The organism is Marinimicrobium hydrolyticum, assembly GCF_030848505.1.
Taxonomy (GTDB): domain Bacteria; phylum Pseudomonadota; class Gammaproteobacteria; order Pseudomonadales; family Cellvibrionaceae; genus JAVDDU01.
Window position 1 is genome coordinate 57,504 of the sequence record NZ_JAVDDU010000010.1, and the last position, 17,365, is coordinate 74,868.

The following is a 17,365-nucleotide window of genomic DNA, read 5'->3' on the forward strand; positions in this document are numbered from 1 at the left end:
TGGATCACATGCTGGGGTAGTTCGGACCCCCGCCCCCTTCAGGGGAGACCCAGGTTATATTCTGCTGCGGATCTTTAATATCGCAGGTTTTGCAGTGTATGCAGTTCTGGGCGTTGATCTGAAGGTAGGCATCACCTCCTGCATTCTCCAAAACCTCGTACACGCCTGCAGGACAGTAACGCTGAGCTGGCTCGCCGTATATGGGGTAGTTTTTCTGCATGGGCAATTCTGGCGAGGCTAAGCGCAAATGGCAGGGTTGATCTTCTTCGTGGCTGGTATTGGCCAGATACACTGACGACGGCAAGTCGAAACTCAAAATACTGTCGGGCTTGGGATATGTGATGGGCTCAACCTTTGCTTTGGGTTTGAGCGCTGCATGATCCGGTATAGGGTCAGAAAGCGTCCAGGGCAGTCGGCCTCGAAAGATGTTGATGTCTAGATACGCGTATGCAGCGCCTAACACGGTACCCCACTTGTGTAGCGCCGGGCCAAAATTGCGCTGTTGATAAAGCTCTTGCCAGGCCCATGAATTCCGCCAGGCATCTTCGAATTCGTCGAGCTGATCGTGCGCCCGGTTGTCGATAATGGCGTGGGCCACGGATTCAGCTGCGACCAAGGCGGACTTCATTGCGGTATGAGTGCCTTTGATCTTTGCAAAATTTAGTGTTCCTGCATCGTCCCCGATCAAAAGTCCACCGGGGAAGATCATCCTGGGCAAGCTCTGCAGGCCACCTTTGGCAATAGCACGAGCACCGTAAGCCACACGTTTTCCTCCAGCAAGATGTTTCTGGATCTGTGGTTGGTGCTTATAGCGTTGAAACTCTTCGAATGGATTGACGAGGGGGTTGCTATAGGAGAGATCGGTGATCAATCCAACAGCGATTTGATTCTTGCCAACATGGTAGAGAAAGCCTCCTCCAGTGCTTCCGGTTTCGGTCAGTGGCCAACCAGCGGTATGCACTACCAAGCCGGCCCTGTGATTCTTCTCTGGAATTTCCCACAGCTCTTTTATTCCCAGTCCGTAATGCTGAGGATCCATACCCTGGGAGAGGTTGAACTTTGCAATCAGCTGTTTTCCCAGCTCGCCACGACAACCTTCAGCGAAAAGTGTGTACTTTGCGTGCAACTCCATACCGGGCATATGAGTATCCTTAGCCTCTCCGGTGGCTGAGACTCCCATATCACCCGTTGCAATACCTATTACCCGGTTGTCGCCATCATAGAGGACTTCCGCCGCGGCAAAGCCGGGAAAGATTTCCACACCCAAGGCCTCCGCCTGTTCCGCGAGCCAACGGCAAAGGTTGCCAAGGCTAATAATGTAGTTGCCCTGGTTGTGCATGGTGGAGGGAGTAAGGAAAGCAGGTACCTTTAGGGACTTTTCCCCGGATTGAAATACATAGATTTCATCACTGGTCACTGGCGTCAACAGTGGCGCACCTCGTTCCAGGTAGTCGGGGAAAAGCTCCGCAAGTGCCCTGGGCTCGAAGACAGCGCCCGATAAAATATGCGCCCCCACCTCCGAGCCCTTCTCAACAACACATACGCTGAGGTTGGTATCGATTTGCTTGAGTCGACATGCAGCACTGAGGCCCGCCGGGCCAGCGCCAACAATGACAACGTCATACGGCATGGATTCGCGAGCCATTGGATTCCCCTTCAGCGGTAGAAACGTGTATAGGTCTATTTCAAAAAAAGAACCCGGGCTACCTCCGGTTCACATCTTTGGATAGGAGGTAGCCGGGTCCAGGCCGCAATAAGGGGCGGCCACACTTAGAGGAGGTTTACAATGAGGCGACGGGTTCCCAGCCTCCCCTAGGCATCGACGGTCTCCTACCGTTGATGCCGTGATCGTTGCAGCGCGCTAAGCGGATACGGCAACCGGCGCATCCACTTCAACACCGTAAGCTGTCAACAGGGCTTCCAACTCCGGCACAGCTTCATAAAGGTCTGCGACCAAGCCATAGTCTGCGACTTCGAAAATGGGCGCATCTTCATCTTTATTGATAGCCACAATTACCTTTGAGTCTTTCATGCCCGCCAGGTGCTGAACTGCGCCGGATATACCCACCGCAATGTAGAGCTCTGGCGATACAATTTTTCCAGTTTGCCCAACCTGTAGATCATTCGGGACATAGCCTGCGTCCACCGCCGCACGCGAGGCACCTACAGCGCCACCCAGTTTATCCGCCAAGCTGTACAAAATCTGAAAATTCTCGGCACTCTGTAGGGCCCGCCCACCTGAAACCACGACGCGCGCTGTGGTCAATTCGGGACGATCAGATGTAGCCAGATCTTGACCGACAACGGTGGAAAGCCCGGCATCGAATTCGAAAGACAGCTCCTCAATCTCACAGGGGTTTTCCGAATAGGCTGCTGCTTCAAATGCGCTGGTACGAATTGTCATCATCTTGACGCTATCGGTAGAACTAACCTTTGCCACCAAGTTACCTGCATAGATGGGTCGGACAAAAGTTTCAGTCGTTTCTATACCGACCACATCAGCAATTGGTTGAACATCAGCCAGGGCGGCAGCGCGAGGAATGATGTTCTTTCCCGTGGTTGTGGCTGGTGCCAAAATATGGCTGTACTTGGAAGTCAGTTTCTCCAGCAAGGGGGCCACGTTCTCAGGCAGTTGATAATCATAAACTGGCGCATCTGCCACCAGTACGGCTGAGACACCCTGGATGTTGCGGGCAGCGTTTGCAACCGCACCACAACCATGCCCAACCACAAGAAGGTGTAACTCCTGCCCCAGCTCAAGGCCCGCCGTCACTGCGTTGAGAGTGGAGCTCTTCAGGGCCTGGTTGTCGTGTTCAGCATAGATAAGTGTTTTCATCAGATCACCTTCGCTTCGCTTCTCAGTTTGTCCACAAGTTCTTCAACGCTGGAAACTTTTGTTCCCGCGCGACGTTTATCCGGGGTTGATACCGTCACAACCTTCAGACGAGGAGTTCCATCCACCCCTAAGCTCGCAAAAGGTATGGTTTCGATCGATTTCTTTTTCGCTTTCATAATTTGCGGCAGTGAAGCGTAACGGGGCTCGTTCAAGCGCAGATCTGCCGTTACCGCCGCGGGCAGCGATAACTCCACCGTCTGTGCGCCTCCGTCAATCTCGCGGGTAACCGTTGCTTTACCGTCCGCTACTACCAGTGCCGAGGCGAAAGTACCTTGAGGTATTCCCGCTAGCGCAGCAAACATCTGCCCAGTCTGGTTGTTGTCGCCATCAACGGATTGTTTTCCGAACATAATCAACTGAGGTAATTCCTGGTCATAGACCGCCTTGAGGCACTTGGCAATAGCCAGAGGCTCCAGGTTCTCGTCGGTCTCCACGATAACTCCGCGATCAGCTCCAATCGCCATTGCTGCCCTGATCTGCTCCTGCGCCTTGGCTGGGCCAATACACACCGCCACTACTTCTGTGGCGACCCCTGATTCCTTCAGGCGAACGGCCTCTTCAACCGCTATTTCACAAAAAGGATTGATTGCCATTTTGACATTGGTCAATTCGACATCGTTGCCTTCAGAATTGGGGCGAACGACTACGTTAACATCCGCCACACGTTTGATTGCTACCAGTACTTTCATGATTCCTGTTCCCATTGGAAAACGGTTAGATCTCGACGATTCGAATTTCTGGCCCCGCCGACTGCTCCAGGTTCTGTTTCCAAAGCTGAGCCGCGGTCTGGTTGGCCAGATCGAAAAACGCCCTGGCTAAGGTGCCGGTCGGGTCACTGGCGACCGTCGGTAAGCCTGCATCCGCGTTCTCACAGATTCGTTTATCGAGAGGCAGCGACCCCAATACAGGAACACCATATTCCAATGCCATACACGACGCGCCCTCGGACCCGAAAATGGACTCTTCGTGGCCGCACTTGGCGCAAACATGAGTGGCCATGTTCTCCACTACACCCAACACCGGGATGTTGACCTTATTAAACATTTCAACACCTTTTCGAGCATCGACAAGTGCTACTTCTTGAGGCGTCGTTACCACCACAGCCCCGGCTATATTGAACTGCTGAGCCAGGGATATTTGAATGTCGCCGGTCCCGGGAGGCATATCGACAATTAAGTAGTCCAGCTCGCCCCAAAGAGTTTGCTCGAATAGCTGTTGCAGTGCCCTGACCGCCATGGAACCACGCCATACCATGGGAGTTTTTGCCGCGGACATATACCCGACAGACATGGACTTTACGCCGAGTCGCTCAATGGGCTGTAAGAACTGATTGGCAATTAGATCAGGCTTTTCCCCGTCGGGGATGCCCAGCATGGTTCTCTGGCTCGGGCCATAGATGTCAGCATCCATGATGCCTACTTGCGCACCTTCAGCCTGTAGAGCCAGGGCCAGATTGACGGCGGTTGTAGACTTGCCAACTCCACCCTTCCCTGAGGCCACCATCACAATATTTTTGACATCACTCAGATTCCCCTTGTTTCGACTCGGACAGTGCAGCACCGAGCTGGAAACCTCAACCTGACAATTGGCAATGCCGGCCCGGGCAAGCGCCGCTCGCACTAGCATGGCAATGGCGTTTTCCTGCGATGCCACCTTGATTCCCAGCTTCAGCTTAACGTAAACCTTGCTTCCGTCGACACGAATAGAATCTATAGCACCCAGGCTTCGATAGCTCTGCTGTAAAAACGGATCATTGATCTGATCTAGCACCTCGTGCACGGATTCTTCTGTCTCACTTCTGGTTAGCTTACATTCAGTCAACATAGCAATTACTCCGTTGATGGTTCGCACACTGGGTACTTGGTAAATTCAGGATTTCTCAGCCGACAATAACGACATTATGATTCAACAAACGCACGCTCGATCGCATATTCACCCAACTCGCCATGGCGGGATTCCCGAAAGCCGAGATTTTCGAGAATTTTGCACGTATCCTTCAGCATCGCTGGGCTGCCACATACCATTGCCCGATCTACCTCCGGGTTTAACGGGGGCATGCCCAAATCCTGGAATAGCTTTCCGGACTCGATCAGGTCAGTCAGTCTGCCCTGGTTTTGGTAGGGCTCGCGAGTCACTGTGGGATAGTAAAGAAGCTTTTCCTGAACATATTCGCCAAAGTACTCGTGATTCGGCAATTGAGAGGTAATCATTTCTCGGTACGCCAATTCATCAACCGTACGGACACCGTGGGTCAGTATGATCTTGTCGTAAAGTTCATATACTTCTGGATCCCGAATGATGCTTAGAAACGGCGCCAATCCGGTACCAGTACTGAACATGTATAAGTTCTTACCGGGAAGCAGATTATCCGTTGTCAGGGTTCCAGTTGGTTTGTGGCTGATATAGATCTCATCCCCAACCTTTAGATGCTGAAGCTTCGAGGTAAGCGGCCCATCGGGTACCTTGATGCTGAAGAATTCAAGCTGCTCCTCATAGTTCGCGCTTACGATACTGTAGGCGCGAAGCAGTGGTTTTCCATTGTCGTCAAGACCAATCATGGTAAAGTGGCCGTTTTTGTAACGAAACGACATATCCCTGGTTGACTTGAAGCTAAACAAGCTTTCGTTCCAGTGATGCACTTCCGTTACGGTTTCGGTACGCAGATTTGCCATGGTGTACTCCTATTGCATTGTCTATATTAAATATACTTGTAAGCTTTCAAGCTCTAGTAAAGAATCAACACTAGAGCTAGACCAGCGATAAAAATCGTATTCAACACCAGCAACAAAAGCGGCTTAATGCCCATGTTCCACATTTCCACCAGATTGGTTTTTGTTCCCAAAGCGGCCATCGCGATGATCAGGCAAAGGCGAGACATATCTCCCGCGGCCTCAACAACAGAGCCCGGCATGACACTCATGTTTGCGAAAACCATAAACGCCAGAAATGCGATAATAAACGGTGGAAACACAGACAGAAATTTCGCGCACTTGGATCGATCGTTGGGTTCTGTTCGGCGGAACATGAGAGCAATGATCATGACCACCGGAACCAACATGCCCACCCTCAACATCTTCGTATATGTGGCTAGCTCCGCCACCTCATCGGAAATCATGTGTCCCGCACCAACGACTTGAGCCACGTCATGAATACTGGCACCCAAAAAGATACCCATTTGTTCGACGGACAAGCCCATGCTGACCAGAACACCCGGATAGACAACCATCACTATGGTGCTCAGCCCCGCAACACCCACCAAAGTACACAGAAGGTGTTGGTCCATAGAATTTTCGCAGCCGGTACTCTGGCTGCCCCGCTTTTCTGTATGCAGCAACACGGCTGCAACGGCGAGAGCGGCGGAGGCGCCACAAATCGCCACAGCGGCAGCGGAGATCAGTGCCTTGGTTCGATCGATCTTCAACATAGCCGCCAACAGCAGCCCAAACACAAAGGTGGCAATAACCACTGGCAGAACCACCGCAACCGGCCCAATGCCTAGTGAATGAACCTGCTCAAAACTAATTCGGGCACCCAGCAGAGCCACACCAAAACGAAGAACATTTTTTGCACAGAAATCGATTCCCGCGGAAAACTCTTTATGCTTTGAGATACTGTTGAATGCCATCCCCAGCAATAGCGCCATCAGAATTTGGGGGCTGCCATAGCGGTCACTGATATAGCTGGCCGCCAAAACCAAAACAATGGAGAAACACAGGCCCGGGGTAAGCTGAACACCAATACGGCGCGCAGCGCTGAACTTGGCCAGCATATAACGATCAACCGATGGGTCAGCTTCACGCATACAAGTACTCCATGGCTTCGTCCTGACCGATGCGATAGAGGTATTCCCACGGATAGATGCCACGGTCGTGTCCATCGGCGAAGACGACCTGCATTCCCGTAGTGCCCATCAACTCCAGGCGAACAACGTCATTGGCCTCCCCTGTTTTTCGTAAGCCAATTTTTTCTTTGGCCCGACATTCAGAACAGGCACAGTAACGGCGCAGATCCTCACCCGTGATAGAGCTGGTTTCTCCGTGGCGCCAGACAATGGTCACCACGCCTTCTTTCCGCCGATGCTGGATCTGGGCTGGTTGAAACGTCTCTCTGTTCATTCGCCTGCCTCTGAAGAAAACGCTGTTTTATGACCACTTGTCATGACAAGTTGAAAGCTTAAAAAGAAAAACCTGACCTAACCATCTTCCGCCTCAAGAATCAGAAAGCGACGCTTGTCGGGCTGATCCGCCCAGGTTTCGGCATCTGGGAGAGGATCCTGGGTCGCGGTAATTTCCGGCCACTGCTTCGCAAGCTCCGCATTAATCTGGATGAAGTCAGCGTACTCTTCAGGCAAGTCACTCTCTTCGTAAATCGCATCGATGGGACACTCTGGAACGCAGAGTGCACAGTCAATACAGACCTCCGGGTCGATGACAAGGAAATTGGGTCCCTCATGAAAGCAGTCGACAGGGCAAACATCCACACAGTCGGTATATTTACAGCGTATACACTGCTCGGTTACGACAAAAGTCATGGCCTACCCTCCTAAACAGCTAAGTCAGCAGAAGCGATTTGTTCTTTCGCCCAGCGCGCTAATTTGCGCACGTCGGGATCGTTGTCGTCCAAGGCAGAGGTTACGTAAGGCAGTGCGCTAGCATCGGCAATTTCGCCCATCGCAGCCACCGCTGTTTTTCGGACATTGGAGATTGGATTTCCAAGACAGGCCCCCAGAGCGTCAACAGCCTTGACGGCTTTAAGCTTGCCCAGTGAATCTGCCGATTGTTCCTGGATTTCCCACCGGTCATCGCTGGTGGCGACTATCAGTGGATCGATAGCACTCTGGACGTGCAAACGCCCGCAGCCCTTAATGGCCTCAACTCGCACTCGCCAGTTTTCGTCATCTAGTGCAGAGACCAGGGCTTCCCCCACCTGCTCAGCGGTTGCATACACCAGTGTGCCTACGGCTGCTCGACGTACCTCAGGGTCTGGATCGCTGTGGGCAACAGACATCAGCTGGGGTAGATTCTCTACCTCTTGCAGATAGCCCAGCACACCCACAGCCTCACGACGTACGCTAGGGTGAGAGTTACCCAGAAGCTCAATTGCGTAAGGGCGGGCGCTCGTCAGACGAAGTTGTTTCAGCGCTCGCAGTATGGCGGACAGGACAAAGGGGTCATCCTCTTTCAACGCTTCCAGAAGCGCCGGTGCTGCGCTGGTGTCCTTCAGATCTGCCAGTGCGCTGGCAGCAGCGTTGCGCACATTTTCGTCGTCGGAAGTGAGTGCATCCACCAAGGAACTCATCATTTCTCGGGGATCGAACTCGTCGATAACCTTGGCAGCTTCCAGACGCACAGATTCGTCTTCGTCGCTGAGCGCGGCGATCAAAAGCTTGACCGCCTCGTCTTCGGGGCTGTCAACAAGATCCATTACCGCTACGCGGCGTATGCCTGGATCTTCATCGCTGAGACGAGTGGCTATCGAGTTTAAATGTGGATCGGAATACATTGGCATATCGGGCCTCATCTCAGCAAGTAAGGGATAGTTACGGTAACAGCATCCGTCGGGCAATCCGCCTCGCACGGCATGCAATACCAACACTCGTCATACTTCATGTGGGCCTTGCCGGTTTCCTCATTGATCCAAAGAACATCCAAAGGACATACATCAATGCAGGTTCGACAGCCCTTGTCGGCTATACACTTATCCTCATCAACTAGTACGGGAACCGTTGATATTTGTGAAGCAGTAGGCATGGTGATACTCCCAGTAAAAAAGATTAACCCGCTTGACTGACACGCAACTGTTGATACGCGTTTTTCTCAACTTCGTCCAACTCGACAACGTAGGGCTCAACGGGCCGGGTATGGCAAGCCATTTGCCCCTTCTCGTCTTTATAAAGTTGAACGTGGCAAAACCAGTCTTCGTTGTTGGTTTCAGGGTAATCCACATAGTGATGATAGAGACCCCAACGACTTTCCTGCCGGTAGAGCGATGCGCACGCTGCCATCTGGGCGCAATCCCAGATATGTTGAGCTTCATTGGCTCTCAGTAGCTCATGAGCATCGCGCGCATAGAGCATGGAAATATCGGCTTCCATGTCTTTTATGCGCTGCCAGCCAATATCCATCTTTTTGGTAATCTTGGGAGGCTGCAGATAGTCATTAACTAGGCGACGAACCTTGTACTCAAATTGATTGGGAGGAATTCCGTCAGTGCGCTTAAGCGGAGCTAGAATGCGCTCTTTCTCTGCGACAATAAAATCCACATCCAGCTCTGGAAGCTCCCGATTGCGGGCAAACTCAACCGCATTTTCACCACAAATTTTTCCGTAGACAAACGCACCCAGCATATAACTGTGGGGGATGCTCGCCATGTCGCCTGCCCCATAAAGCCCGGGGACAGTGGTCTCACCTTTCTCATTGATCCATACACCTGAAGCGGAGTGGCCTGCACAAAATCCGATTTCAGAAATGTGCATTTCGACCATCTTGCTCCTGTAGTCCGTGCCCCGCCCGTCGTGGAAAAGGCCTCGACTTGGCCGCTCGTTGGTGTGCAGAACGTGCTCGATCTCCTGGATCGTCTCTTCTGCCAAATGATCTAGCTTCAGAAACACTGGGCCGTTTCCACCCTGCAGCTCGTTGTAAAACTCCATCATCATTTGACCACTCCAGTAGTCGCATTCGATGAAGCGATCGCCGTGCGCATTGGCGGTATAGCCACCCAAAGGGCCGGTAACGTAGGCACACGCTGGACCGTTGTAATCCTTGAGCAAGGGGTTTATCTGGTAACACTCCAACCCACTGAGTTCGGCGCCCACATGGTAGGCCATGGAGTGGCCATCTCCGCAGTTTGAGGGGTTCTCATAGGTACCAAACAGGTATCCGGAAGCGGGCAAACCAATGCGGCCGGCAGCACCTGTGCATAGGATGACGGATTTAGCCCGAATCACTATGACGTCTGCGTCTCGGGTTCCCAGTGCAATACAACCAGAAACGGTACCGGTTTTGTCTTTCAGGAGACGTATCGCCTGATAACGGTTTTCAACGATCACCCGATGCCGGCGCAATCGCCGGTACAGGATCTTCTTGATGTTGTGACCTTCAGGCATGGGCAGAACGTAGGTTCCCAGATGGTGAACCTTCTTCATGTCGTACTCGCCCGTCTCATCCTTCTGGAAATATACGCCCCAGCTATCAAGTTGCTGAATCATCTCGTAAGATCGCTCAGCGTAGGCCATCACACCTTTTTGAAGCACGATGCCATCGTTGGCAATGGTGATTTCCTTCACGTAATCTTCCGGGGTGGAGTGGCCTGGCACTACCGCATTATTGAGGCCATCCATACCCATACTAATGGCACCCGAACGTTTAACGTTTGCCTTCTCCAGCAATAGAACCTTGGCGTCGGGGTTTTTCTCTTTCGCTGTAACAGCTGCCATGGGACCAGCGGTACCACCACCGATTACCAATACATCAACGTCTGTGACAGGAATGTCGTCGGGGAGAGTCATTTCATATCCTCGTGGTTGTGTGCACTTCTAAGCGGGTCGCGCTCAACTTGGAACCTGTATTTGTAAGAATCGCCTCTTACCGCCAAATACTCATAGTCGATGGGACGGTCGTTTTTATCTCGTGTTAGACGCTGCACCCACATGATGGGACTGCCGCTTTCCATTTCCAAAAGCGCGGCATTGTCGGCGCCAACAGGGCGTGCTTCCAGACTGATCTCTGCACGGCCCAAGGAAATGCGTAAATCATTTTCCAACATCGGGAAGATGTCTCCTTCCAAGTTTTTGGAAAATAATTTCTTGCCAATTTCCAAAGGAAAGTAGGATGTATCGACGGAAATTGGTTGACGATTGAGGTAACGGACCCGAATAACCTCAACGGCGTTTTCCTTTGGTTGCAGCTCCAACTTTTCCTGCACATCCTTACTCGGTTTCACTTCTCGGATACTCAGTAAACGTGCCGAGGTGTCGTACCCTTGCGCTACCATGGCCTCCGCCAAACCCTCCAGGTGTTGTACGTCCTGCATGACTTTCGGCTTGCTCGCAAACGTACCCTTACCTTGCGAGGTAAAAATCAGCCCCTCGCTATGCAGATCCCTTAAAGCCTGACGTACGGTGATTCGACTCACTCCATAGCGTTGCTTTAGTTCGCTTTCCGAGGGCAGGCGCTGGTATGGCCCATATTCGCCACTCAGAATCTGCTTTTTGAGCTCGTCCTTTATCTGAAGATAAAGAGGCTTGTGTGGTGTCATGTCTCGGCCAGCTTGGTCCATAGTTAGCTACTCAAAATCGGAAGTTGGCATTTTTTACCCTACCTAAAATACTACTTATCATAACCAGTTATTACAAGCTATTTATCACCTATTTCAGTAACTTTTGGCACTTTTTTCAACCTCAAGAGGCGTAGAACCTAGATAGGTCGCGACCGTCTTTATATCGCCTTCACTCAGGGCCCCAACAATGCTCCGCATCACACCTCCATCGTTGGTTCGGTCTCCGCTTTGAAAATCTCGCAGCTGTTTGACCAGATAATCCCGATGCTGGGTAAACAGCCAAGGCGCTGGAGAGTCTGCACGTGCATGGCACTCTGCACAGGGCTTCCCACCCTCCACTCCCTCCTGGAACAATCTGCGACCAGCCTCGTACAGGGAGCGCTCGGACTCCGCCAATGGCGCTGGCTCGGGGGGTGGCAAGCGTGCAAAATAGGCGACGGCGTCATCCACGTCAGAGAGTTTTATCTCAGTGGTAATGGCAACCATCTGACCACCGTCGTTGGTGCGGCTCTGGGTGTGAAAATCCATGAACTGCTTTTTAAGGTAGTCGTGCTTTTGTGCCGCTAGCTTGGGAAACTTCGGCATGGGACTGATCCCATCGAAGTTGTGGCACAGGGCACATGTTTCCCAGGCCTCCATCCCCTCTTTGTCGATCATCCCGGCCAGGGCACCGGAAGAGAACATGGCACCCAGAAGTACTGCGCTGCGCGCCAAGCTTCTAACGGACTTTAAGTTTCGGGCTTCAACACTCTTAACTTCGCACCAGTCAAAGCATGAAACTTGAGTAAGACTAGTGCCCATGATGTGAATGATCCATTTCCAGGCCTGTCGCCTCATTGGCGGCCTGTTCCCGGCGTTTGACTTGCATGTTGAAAGTCACGTTTTCGCCGTTGGAAAAATGCAGTGATACGGGGAACTGATCGCCGACGCTATAACGCCGATCTGGACGCTTCAACATCAAATGCAATCCGCCCGGAGAAAACTCGACCTTATCGCCGGCTTCAACCGAAATCTGGTTGACTCCACCCATATGAACCAGGCCGTCCTCAATGAACGATCGGTGTAAAGCGACTTCACTGTAAGCCGGACTTGTTGCCTCTACGATAGTCACTGAATCGCTTGAGAGGTTGGATGCCACGAAATAGCCAGCCGCTACATTTACCGTTGATGGTGCCAGCGGCGACCAGGCATCTGTGATTGTTAAATAACCAGCCCCGGCAACTTCATCGGTACCGGATCCACAAGCGCTGAGAGAGGCGATTACAACCCCGGCGAGCAAATACCGTTTCAAGTCAGTCATTAAACTTAACTCCGCGTATTATGTTGAAGAGATACTCACCTGTCGCAACTGGATCGAAGGGTGGATTCATCTCAGCCACCACTTCAGCTTGCGGATTAGTTATATAAACAGTAGCTGCGTGAACCACGTCGTAGTTCATGTCATCGGCGCCTCGCTTTGCCAATCTGTAGAAACTTCCCAGCCCTTTGATCAAGGTGTCTATCTGTTCTTTTTCCCCGGTAATACCGATATAATTCGGATGAAAATATTCCAGATATTCCCCTAGCACAGCGCGGTCCCTATCAGGGTCGACGGCAAGAAAGATAACTCTAGGCAGCCGGTCCGGCCGAACTCTCAAGCTCAAGTCAGCCCGAACGGCCTCAAGATTGGCCAGAGTAAATGGACAGACATCCGGACAGGTGGTGAAACCGACAAATATGATTGACCAGTGGCCCTTTAGAGCGTCTAACCCAAATTTCTCACCATACTGATCCTCCATCGAAAACTCTGGAAGCGTCTTGGGTGGCTTGACCTGTTTGTACTGGCTGGCACCTAAAGTCCAAGCTGAGACCAGGGATAGCGTAAACAAAAGAGTAAAGCCTAATGAGACTTTCATCAGTGTCCTCCCGAGCCTTCAAAGGCCTTAAGACTTTCTGAACGGATCTGTGAAAGGCATTGCTTTTTGAGCTCGATAAATTCTTCCGAAGTGGATATCTCTGGGTTCCGAGGCCTCTCCAGGCCAACTCGGAAATCAGAAATTATTGAGCCTGGACTTGCACTCATCACAAGTACTCGGTCTGCGAGAAATATCGCTTCATCCACATCGTGAGTGATGAAAAGTACTGTCGTGCCGAACTCCGACCAGATATTGAGAAGGCTTTCCTGCATCATCAGTCGAGTCTGCGCGTCCAGGGCTCCGAACGGCTCGTCCATCAACAGGACACTTGGATAATTTGCCAATGCTCTGGCAATACCAACACGTTGCTGCATACCACCAGAAAGCTCTCCTGGAAGGCACTTAGCCGAGTTTGACAAACCGATCATAGACAGCAAAGTGTTGGCGATTGACTTACATTCTGTGGAACTATATCCGGCAATCCTGGGACCAAAGGCGATGTTGTCATGAACAGTTTTCCATGGAAAAAGGGAGTACTGCTGAAAGACCATCCCTCTCTCAGGGGATGGGCCTTTCACGGGTTTTCCATCAACCAGAATTTTCCCTGAGGAGGGACTTACATAGCCAGCCACAGCATTCAAAAGAGTTGACTTTCCGCACCCGGATGGACCAAGTATGCATACAAACTCTCCAGGAGTTATGTTCAAGGTTGTCTCTGTTATTGCAAGCTTCTTTGTTAGTCCTGAACCAAATGAAATACTTACATTGTCTATGCTGATTTGCCCTTTAGACGTAGACTGCTTTTCTCCCAGTCGTCGTCCTGCTTTCTTTTCCATCGACACTACGCCACCTAAGTTCATCTTGTTCTCCCAATTTCTTTGGATTCCGACAACTCATCACCAGAAACACTCTGAGATGCAGCCACATATACACTGATAATAAGCAAGGTAAATCCGATTGAGCTAAGCCAAGGTCCGATCGGTTCAATCCAAAGAGAAGTTGATACCCCTAAACCCAACATAGCAAGGCCAACAACCCAGGTAGGCGTCGAACAACAAACCACCCAGTACAAGCTTATCGATGCTACGCCGACGCAACCTGCACCCATGCCAGCTGTAGCACCAGACGTTCTCGCCAAGAAAGTAGAACATGACTTTCTCCGGCCTCTAATCAATAACACGTAGGTCGCTACTAGAGCACTAAGAACGAAGACTGCCAACATTTTTGCGGGCGCTAGAACCAGGCTCCACTCCGATAAACCCAGACCGAAGTCGTAGTTCATATATCCAATTTCGACAAGCCACTCTTGCCGGATAATATAGATTTGGTCCCTCAAGGACGGCGTAGATGAAATAATCATTCGAATGCTGGATATCCAGTCGTAAAAGTTGACGTAGTTAGGAAGACTCCCAAATCGCACTACTAAACTCAGCATGAGAAACATGTAATAAGATAGAGTTAGCCCAATCGCTATTAACCACCAACGCAAGGCATTGTTTGCAATAGTTCGTACGATGACGGACGCAATTCTAGCCATGACATCACTACCTCAGTTTTCTATTCCAGCGCAGCATGGGCCTGGTAATGAGTCTGACCAAGTATGTGGACAATGAACCCAGCGCCCCAATAACTAACATTCCAACCACGATATCTGTGTAGTTAATCATTGAGTAGGCATGCCAAGTAAAGTAGCCGATACCGAACTGACCAGAAATTATTTCCCCGGCCAGCAGGGAGAACCAACTGATACCCATGCCAATGGCCAAGCCTGCGGCGATGCTCGGCATGGCTGCCGGCAGCACGACATGCCAGAAAACCTGGGCACGATTTGCTCCAAGTGATTGTGCTGCACGGACCAAAACCTCTGGGGTTTGCTCAACACCGTGCACGGTATTCAGAATTATTGGAAATAGCGCTCCCAGCAAGGTGATGTAAATAATCGATGCTTCTTCCGTCGGCCACATAAGAATGGCTAGCGGAATCCACGCTACCGCAGGAATGGGTCGTATAATTTCGATATAGGGAAGTATCGCAGATCGAGCTGTGCGCGAACGGCCCACTATCAAACCAATTACGATGCCAAGAACTACCGCTATGCTGTAGGCAAAAAATATCCTACGCAGGCTCACAAGTACGTGAGTGTGAAACGCAGGATCAAAGAAGTGTCTGGAAAACGCATCCCCCACAAGCAACGGAGCGGGGACATGCTCGAAATTCACAAAATAGTTGAATTTATAGAGGGTAGCCCAGTGCCAGAGAAATAGACCGATAGTTACTGATATCGCCCCGACTGCGATAGCCCGAATAGGAAGCTGTCCAAATAAATGTGCAAGCTTGTATAAAACAGAGTTTCTATGAGCCATTGGATCCAAGGGTCCGTCGGCAATACTCCCCACTCCTAAGGCCTTCTGCTTACCCATTGAACCGGCAACATCACTGCCGTCGACATTACTCTCCGCTTTGTCTAAATATGCTGCTCTCATATTCATGCACTCGTTTCGTTTATCGTTCGCGCTGAAATCAGGCTGCCCGTAAGGAGGGCAGCCTGGCATCATGGTTCTAGTCTACTGAGGCGAGAAGCTCTCTTTGGGTTTCAATGGCGCCATTAAGGTCCATCACGACGCCTTCTGTCTTAGCCGCATAAGCATCCGCCTCTGGCTTGCGCAGAAAGGTTGTGAACCCCTCACTGTTCTTGACGAAAAAGGCCGTCTTCCCAAACAGTTTCAGGCCGGTTTCCTTGTCGTAAACGTAGCTGGCATTAAGTTTTGCTCCGGTATCTTGAAAGCTTGCAATCGCCGATAGAAACTCGGGGAATGTTTCGTAGGTAGAAATTCCGTCCCGTGAGTGCCAGATTTCCATTGGCCGCCCTACGTTTGCTTCAACCGGGTCAACAATGGATTCCTTTAGCTTGAGGTAATCGATACCCAGTTCCTTGTAGGCCTGGATGAGATACTCCTCAGTGATCCACTCGTCAAAATCCAGGGGGGCTATATCCATCTCTTTGGCAAGGACTCCATGGTTGAACTTCAATGCATCCACCCATTTGTCTTTGATGCTAGGCTCTAGGGTCAGGTGGCCACCTTCAGAGAAGTATATGTACAGGACTTCTTTCTCTACGCCAGTCCAACCTTCCATTTTCTCAACCGCTCGCATCGGGTCTTCGCGTATCCATTCTCCCGCTTCATGTATCGCCTTCACAAAGGCGACGGCCACTTCCGGATATTTGTCCAGGAAATCCTGCCGAACTACCACGCCGTGAAGGTAAGGAATGCCGGTCTCGCTGCCATCGTAGATTTTCCGGGCTGTACCGCGGAACTCCATGAGTTCTGACCAGGGGCAGAAGTCGGCGTGTGCATCGATTCGACCCGCGGCAATGTTGGCCGCACCCACCGCGGGGCTCTGATTCTTCAAGACATACTGGCTGCTGGAAATTTCAGCATCCTGCATGGCTTTGAGCAGCATGCCCCAGGCCGCGCTTCCGACAGGGACCGAAACTTCACGCCCGACTAGGTCTTCAAGCTGATAAATATCGGATGCAACCGGAACCACAATGGCGTTACCACTGCCTTTCAGGTTGTAGCCTGTACCAGCTATGTACTTGGTCCGAATTGAGTCGGTTTTCTGGAAGTTGGCACCGTTAACGATCAGCGGATAATCCCCCATCACGCCAAAGTTGAGGCGGTTAGCCATCATCTGGTTGGTAATTGGTCCGCCGGAGGAATAGTCGCTCCAGCTGATATCGTACTTCGCGTTCTTGTACTTCCCCGTTGTGGGCAAATGCTTTTCCAGAAGCTTCAGCTCCTTGACCACAATACCGGCTGTGTAGGTATCGGTGCACATACTTTGGTGACCGATAGCAATACGAATTGTCTCGGCCTGTACCGACACGGCCATGACTGACAATAGCAGCGCTGCTACTAATCTCTTATAGATTGACATTTCATTTCCCCTTAATTGGATTAGATTGAGTAATGCCAGACAGCTTGGCTCAACTTGTATTGCTATGTTATGACCACCACCATTAGAGTTGCATTTGTCGTGCCATTGGCTCTAAGCGGGCCACCAAGTTATGCTTAAGTGCTTATTTCTTAGAGAATTTTTTCGCCAGGAATAGGATGGCGTCATCTGAACCGTTCTCGGCAGCACCTTCAAAAAGGCTCCCACACAGTGCAGCCAAGACCAGAATGGAGTGCCATCGCAGTGCATCTAGACCAGGCGCGTCGATGTTGAGCAGTACAAGAGGACAACTACGGGATAGGGACATTCAGGCGCTTTCTATGCGCCCACCTTCATTTAA

19 protein-coding genes are annotated in these 17,365 nt (G+C 51.3%); all 19 read right to left on the minus strand.

From position 1 onward, the window contains the following. Positions 1-4: 4 nt before the first annotated feature. Positions 5-1,645: an electron transfer flavoprotein-ubiquinone oxidoreductase gene (locus RBH33_RS15050; RefSeq protein WP_306733039.1), complete on the minus strand. Its 1,641-nt coding sequence runs from the start codon at positions 1,643-1,645 to the stop codon at positions 5-7. A gap of 216 nt (positions 1,646-1,861) precedes the next feature. Further along, entirely contained in the window at positions 1,862-2,836 is a 975-nt protein-coding gene (locus RBH33_RS15055) for an electron transfer flavoprotein subunit alpha/FixB family protein (protein ID WP_306733040.1), read from the minus strand. Beyond that, positions 2,836-3,585 carry an electron transfer flavoprotein subunit beta/FixA family protein gene (locus RBH33_RS15060; protein WP_306733041.1) on the minus strand — a complete coding sequence of 250 codons (750 nt, stop codon included), beginning with the start codon at positions 3,583-3,585 and terminating at the stop codon, positions 2,836-2,838. The genes RBH33_RS15055 and RBH33_RS15060 overlap by 1 nt, the downstream gene beginning before the upstream one ends. A gap of 25 nt (positions 3,586-3,610) precedes the next feature. Next, on the minus strand, positions 3,611-4,720 hold the full coding sequence (gene apbC / locus RBH33_RS15065; protein WP_306733042.1) for an iron-sulfur cluster carrier protein ApbC: 1,110 nt from the start codon (positions 4,718-4,720) through the stop codon (positions 3,611-3,613). 74 nt (positions 4,721-4,794) lie between these two features. Then, the gene (locus RBH33_RS15070; protein ID WP_306733043.1) at positions 4,795-5,568 is read right to left on the minus strand and encodes a ferredoxin--NADP reductase; all 774 of its coding nucleotides are present in this window, start codon (positions 5,566-5,568) and stop codon (positions 4,795-4,797) included. 53 nt (positions 5,569-5,621) lie between these two features. Beyond that, positions 5,622-6,698: a YeiH family protein gene (locus tag RBH33_RS15075; RefSeq protein WP_306733044.1), complete on the minus strand. Its 1,077-nt coding sequence runs from the start codon at positions 6,696-6,698 to the stop codon at positions 5,622-5,624. Next, a complete protein-coding gene (locus RBH33_RS15080) occupies positions 6,691-7,011 on the minus strand; it encodes a DUF971 domain-containing protein (RefSeq protein WP_306733045.1) in 321 nt (106 codons plus the stop codon). Before RBH33_RS15080 ends, RBH33_RS15075 begins: the two co-directional genes overlap by 8 nt. 77 nt (positions 7,012-7,088) lie before the next feature. After that, on the minus strand, positions 7,089-7,427 hold the full coding sequence (gene fdxA, locus RBH33_RS15085) for a ferredoxin FdxA (protein ID WP_306733046.1): 339 nt from the start codon (positions 7,425-7,427) through the stop codon (positions 7,089-7,091). An 11-nt stretch (positions 7,428-7,438) separates the two neighbouring features. After that, entirely contained in the window at positions 7,439-8,404 is a 966-nt protein-coding gene (locus tag RBH33_RS15090; protein ID WP_306733047.1) for a HEAT repeat domain-containing protein, read from the minus strand. Positions 8,405-8,412: 8 nt separating this feature from the next. Next, positions 8,413-8,646, minus strand: coding sequence for a 4Fe-4S dicluster domain-containing protein (locus RBH33_RS15095; RefSeq protein WP_306733048.1), 234 nt, complete (start codon positions 8,644-8,646; stop codon positions 8,413-8,415). A gap of 23 nt (positions 8,647-8,669) precedes the next feature. Further along, on the minus strand, positions 8,670-10,403 hold the full coding sequence (locus RBH33_RS15100) for a fumarate reductase/succinate dehydrogenase flavoprotein subunit (protein WP_306733049.1): 1,734 nt from the start codon (positions 10,401-10,403) through the stop codon (positions 8,670-8,672). Continuing rightward, a complete protein-coding gene (locus tag RBH33_RS15105) occupies positions 10,400-11,173 on the minus strand; it encodes a GntR family transcriptional regulator (protein WP_306733050.1) in 774 nt (257 codons plus the stop codon). The genes RBH33_RS15100 and RBH33_RS15105 overlap by 4 nt, the downstream gene beginning before the upstream one ends. 93 nt (positions 11,174-11,266) lie before the next feature. Further along, positions 11,267-11,974 (minus strand): c-type cytochrome, encoded by a 708-nt coding sequence (locus RBH33_RS15110; protein WP_306733051.1) that lies wholly within the window; start codon positions 11,972-11,974, stop codon positions 11,267-11,269. After that, the gene (locus RBH33_RS15115; protein WP_306733052.1) at positions 11,964-12,473 is read right to left on the minus strand and encodes a copper chaperone PCu(A)C; all 510 of its coding nucleotides are present in this window, start codon (positions 12,471-12,473) and stop codon (positions 11,964-11,966) included. The genes RBH33_RS15110 and RBH33_RS15115 overlap by 11 nt, the downstream gene beginning before the upstream one ends. Then, positions 12,466-13,068 carry an SCO family protein gene (locus tag RBH33_RS15120; RefSeq protein ID WP_306733053.1) on the minus strand — a complete coding sequence of 201 codons (603 nt, stop codon included), beginning with the start codon at positions 13,066-13,068 and terminating at the stop codon, positions 12,466-12,468. Before RBH33_RS15120 ends, RBH33_RS15115 begins: the two co-directional genes overlap by 8 nt. Next, entirely contained in the window at positions 13,068-13,904 is an 837-nt protein-coding gene (locus tag RBH33_RS15125; RefSeq protein ID WP_306733054.1) for an ABC transporter ATP-binding protein, read from the minus strand. The genes RBH33_RS15120 and RBH33_RS15125 overlap by 1 nt, the downstream gene beginning before the upstream one ends. Positions 13,905-14,051: 147 nt before the next feature. Further along, on the minus strand, positions 14,052-14,219 hold the full coding sequence (locus RBH33_RS15130) for a hypothetical protein (RefSeq protein ID WP_306733055.1): 168 nt from the start codon (positions 14,217-14,219) through the stop codon (positions 14,052-14,054). 393 nt (positions 14,220-14,612) lie between these two features. Continuing rightward, complete coding sequence (locus tag RBH33_RS15135; RefSeq protein ID WP_306733056.1) at positions 14,613-15,557, minus strand: ABC transporter permease; 945 nt, start codon at positions 15,555-15,557, stop codon at positions 14,613-14,615. A gap of 70 nt (positions 15,558-15,627) precedes the next feature. Continuing rightward, on the minus strand, positions 15,628-17,007 hold the full coding sequence (locus tag RBH33_RS15140; RefSeq protein ID WP_306733057.1) for an ABC transporter substrate-binding protein: 1,380 nt from the start codon (positions 17,005-17,007) through the stop codon (positions 15,628-15,630). Positions 17,008-17,365: the final 358 nt, after the last annotated feature.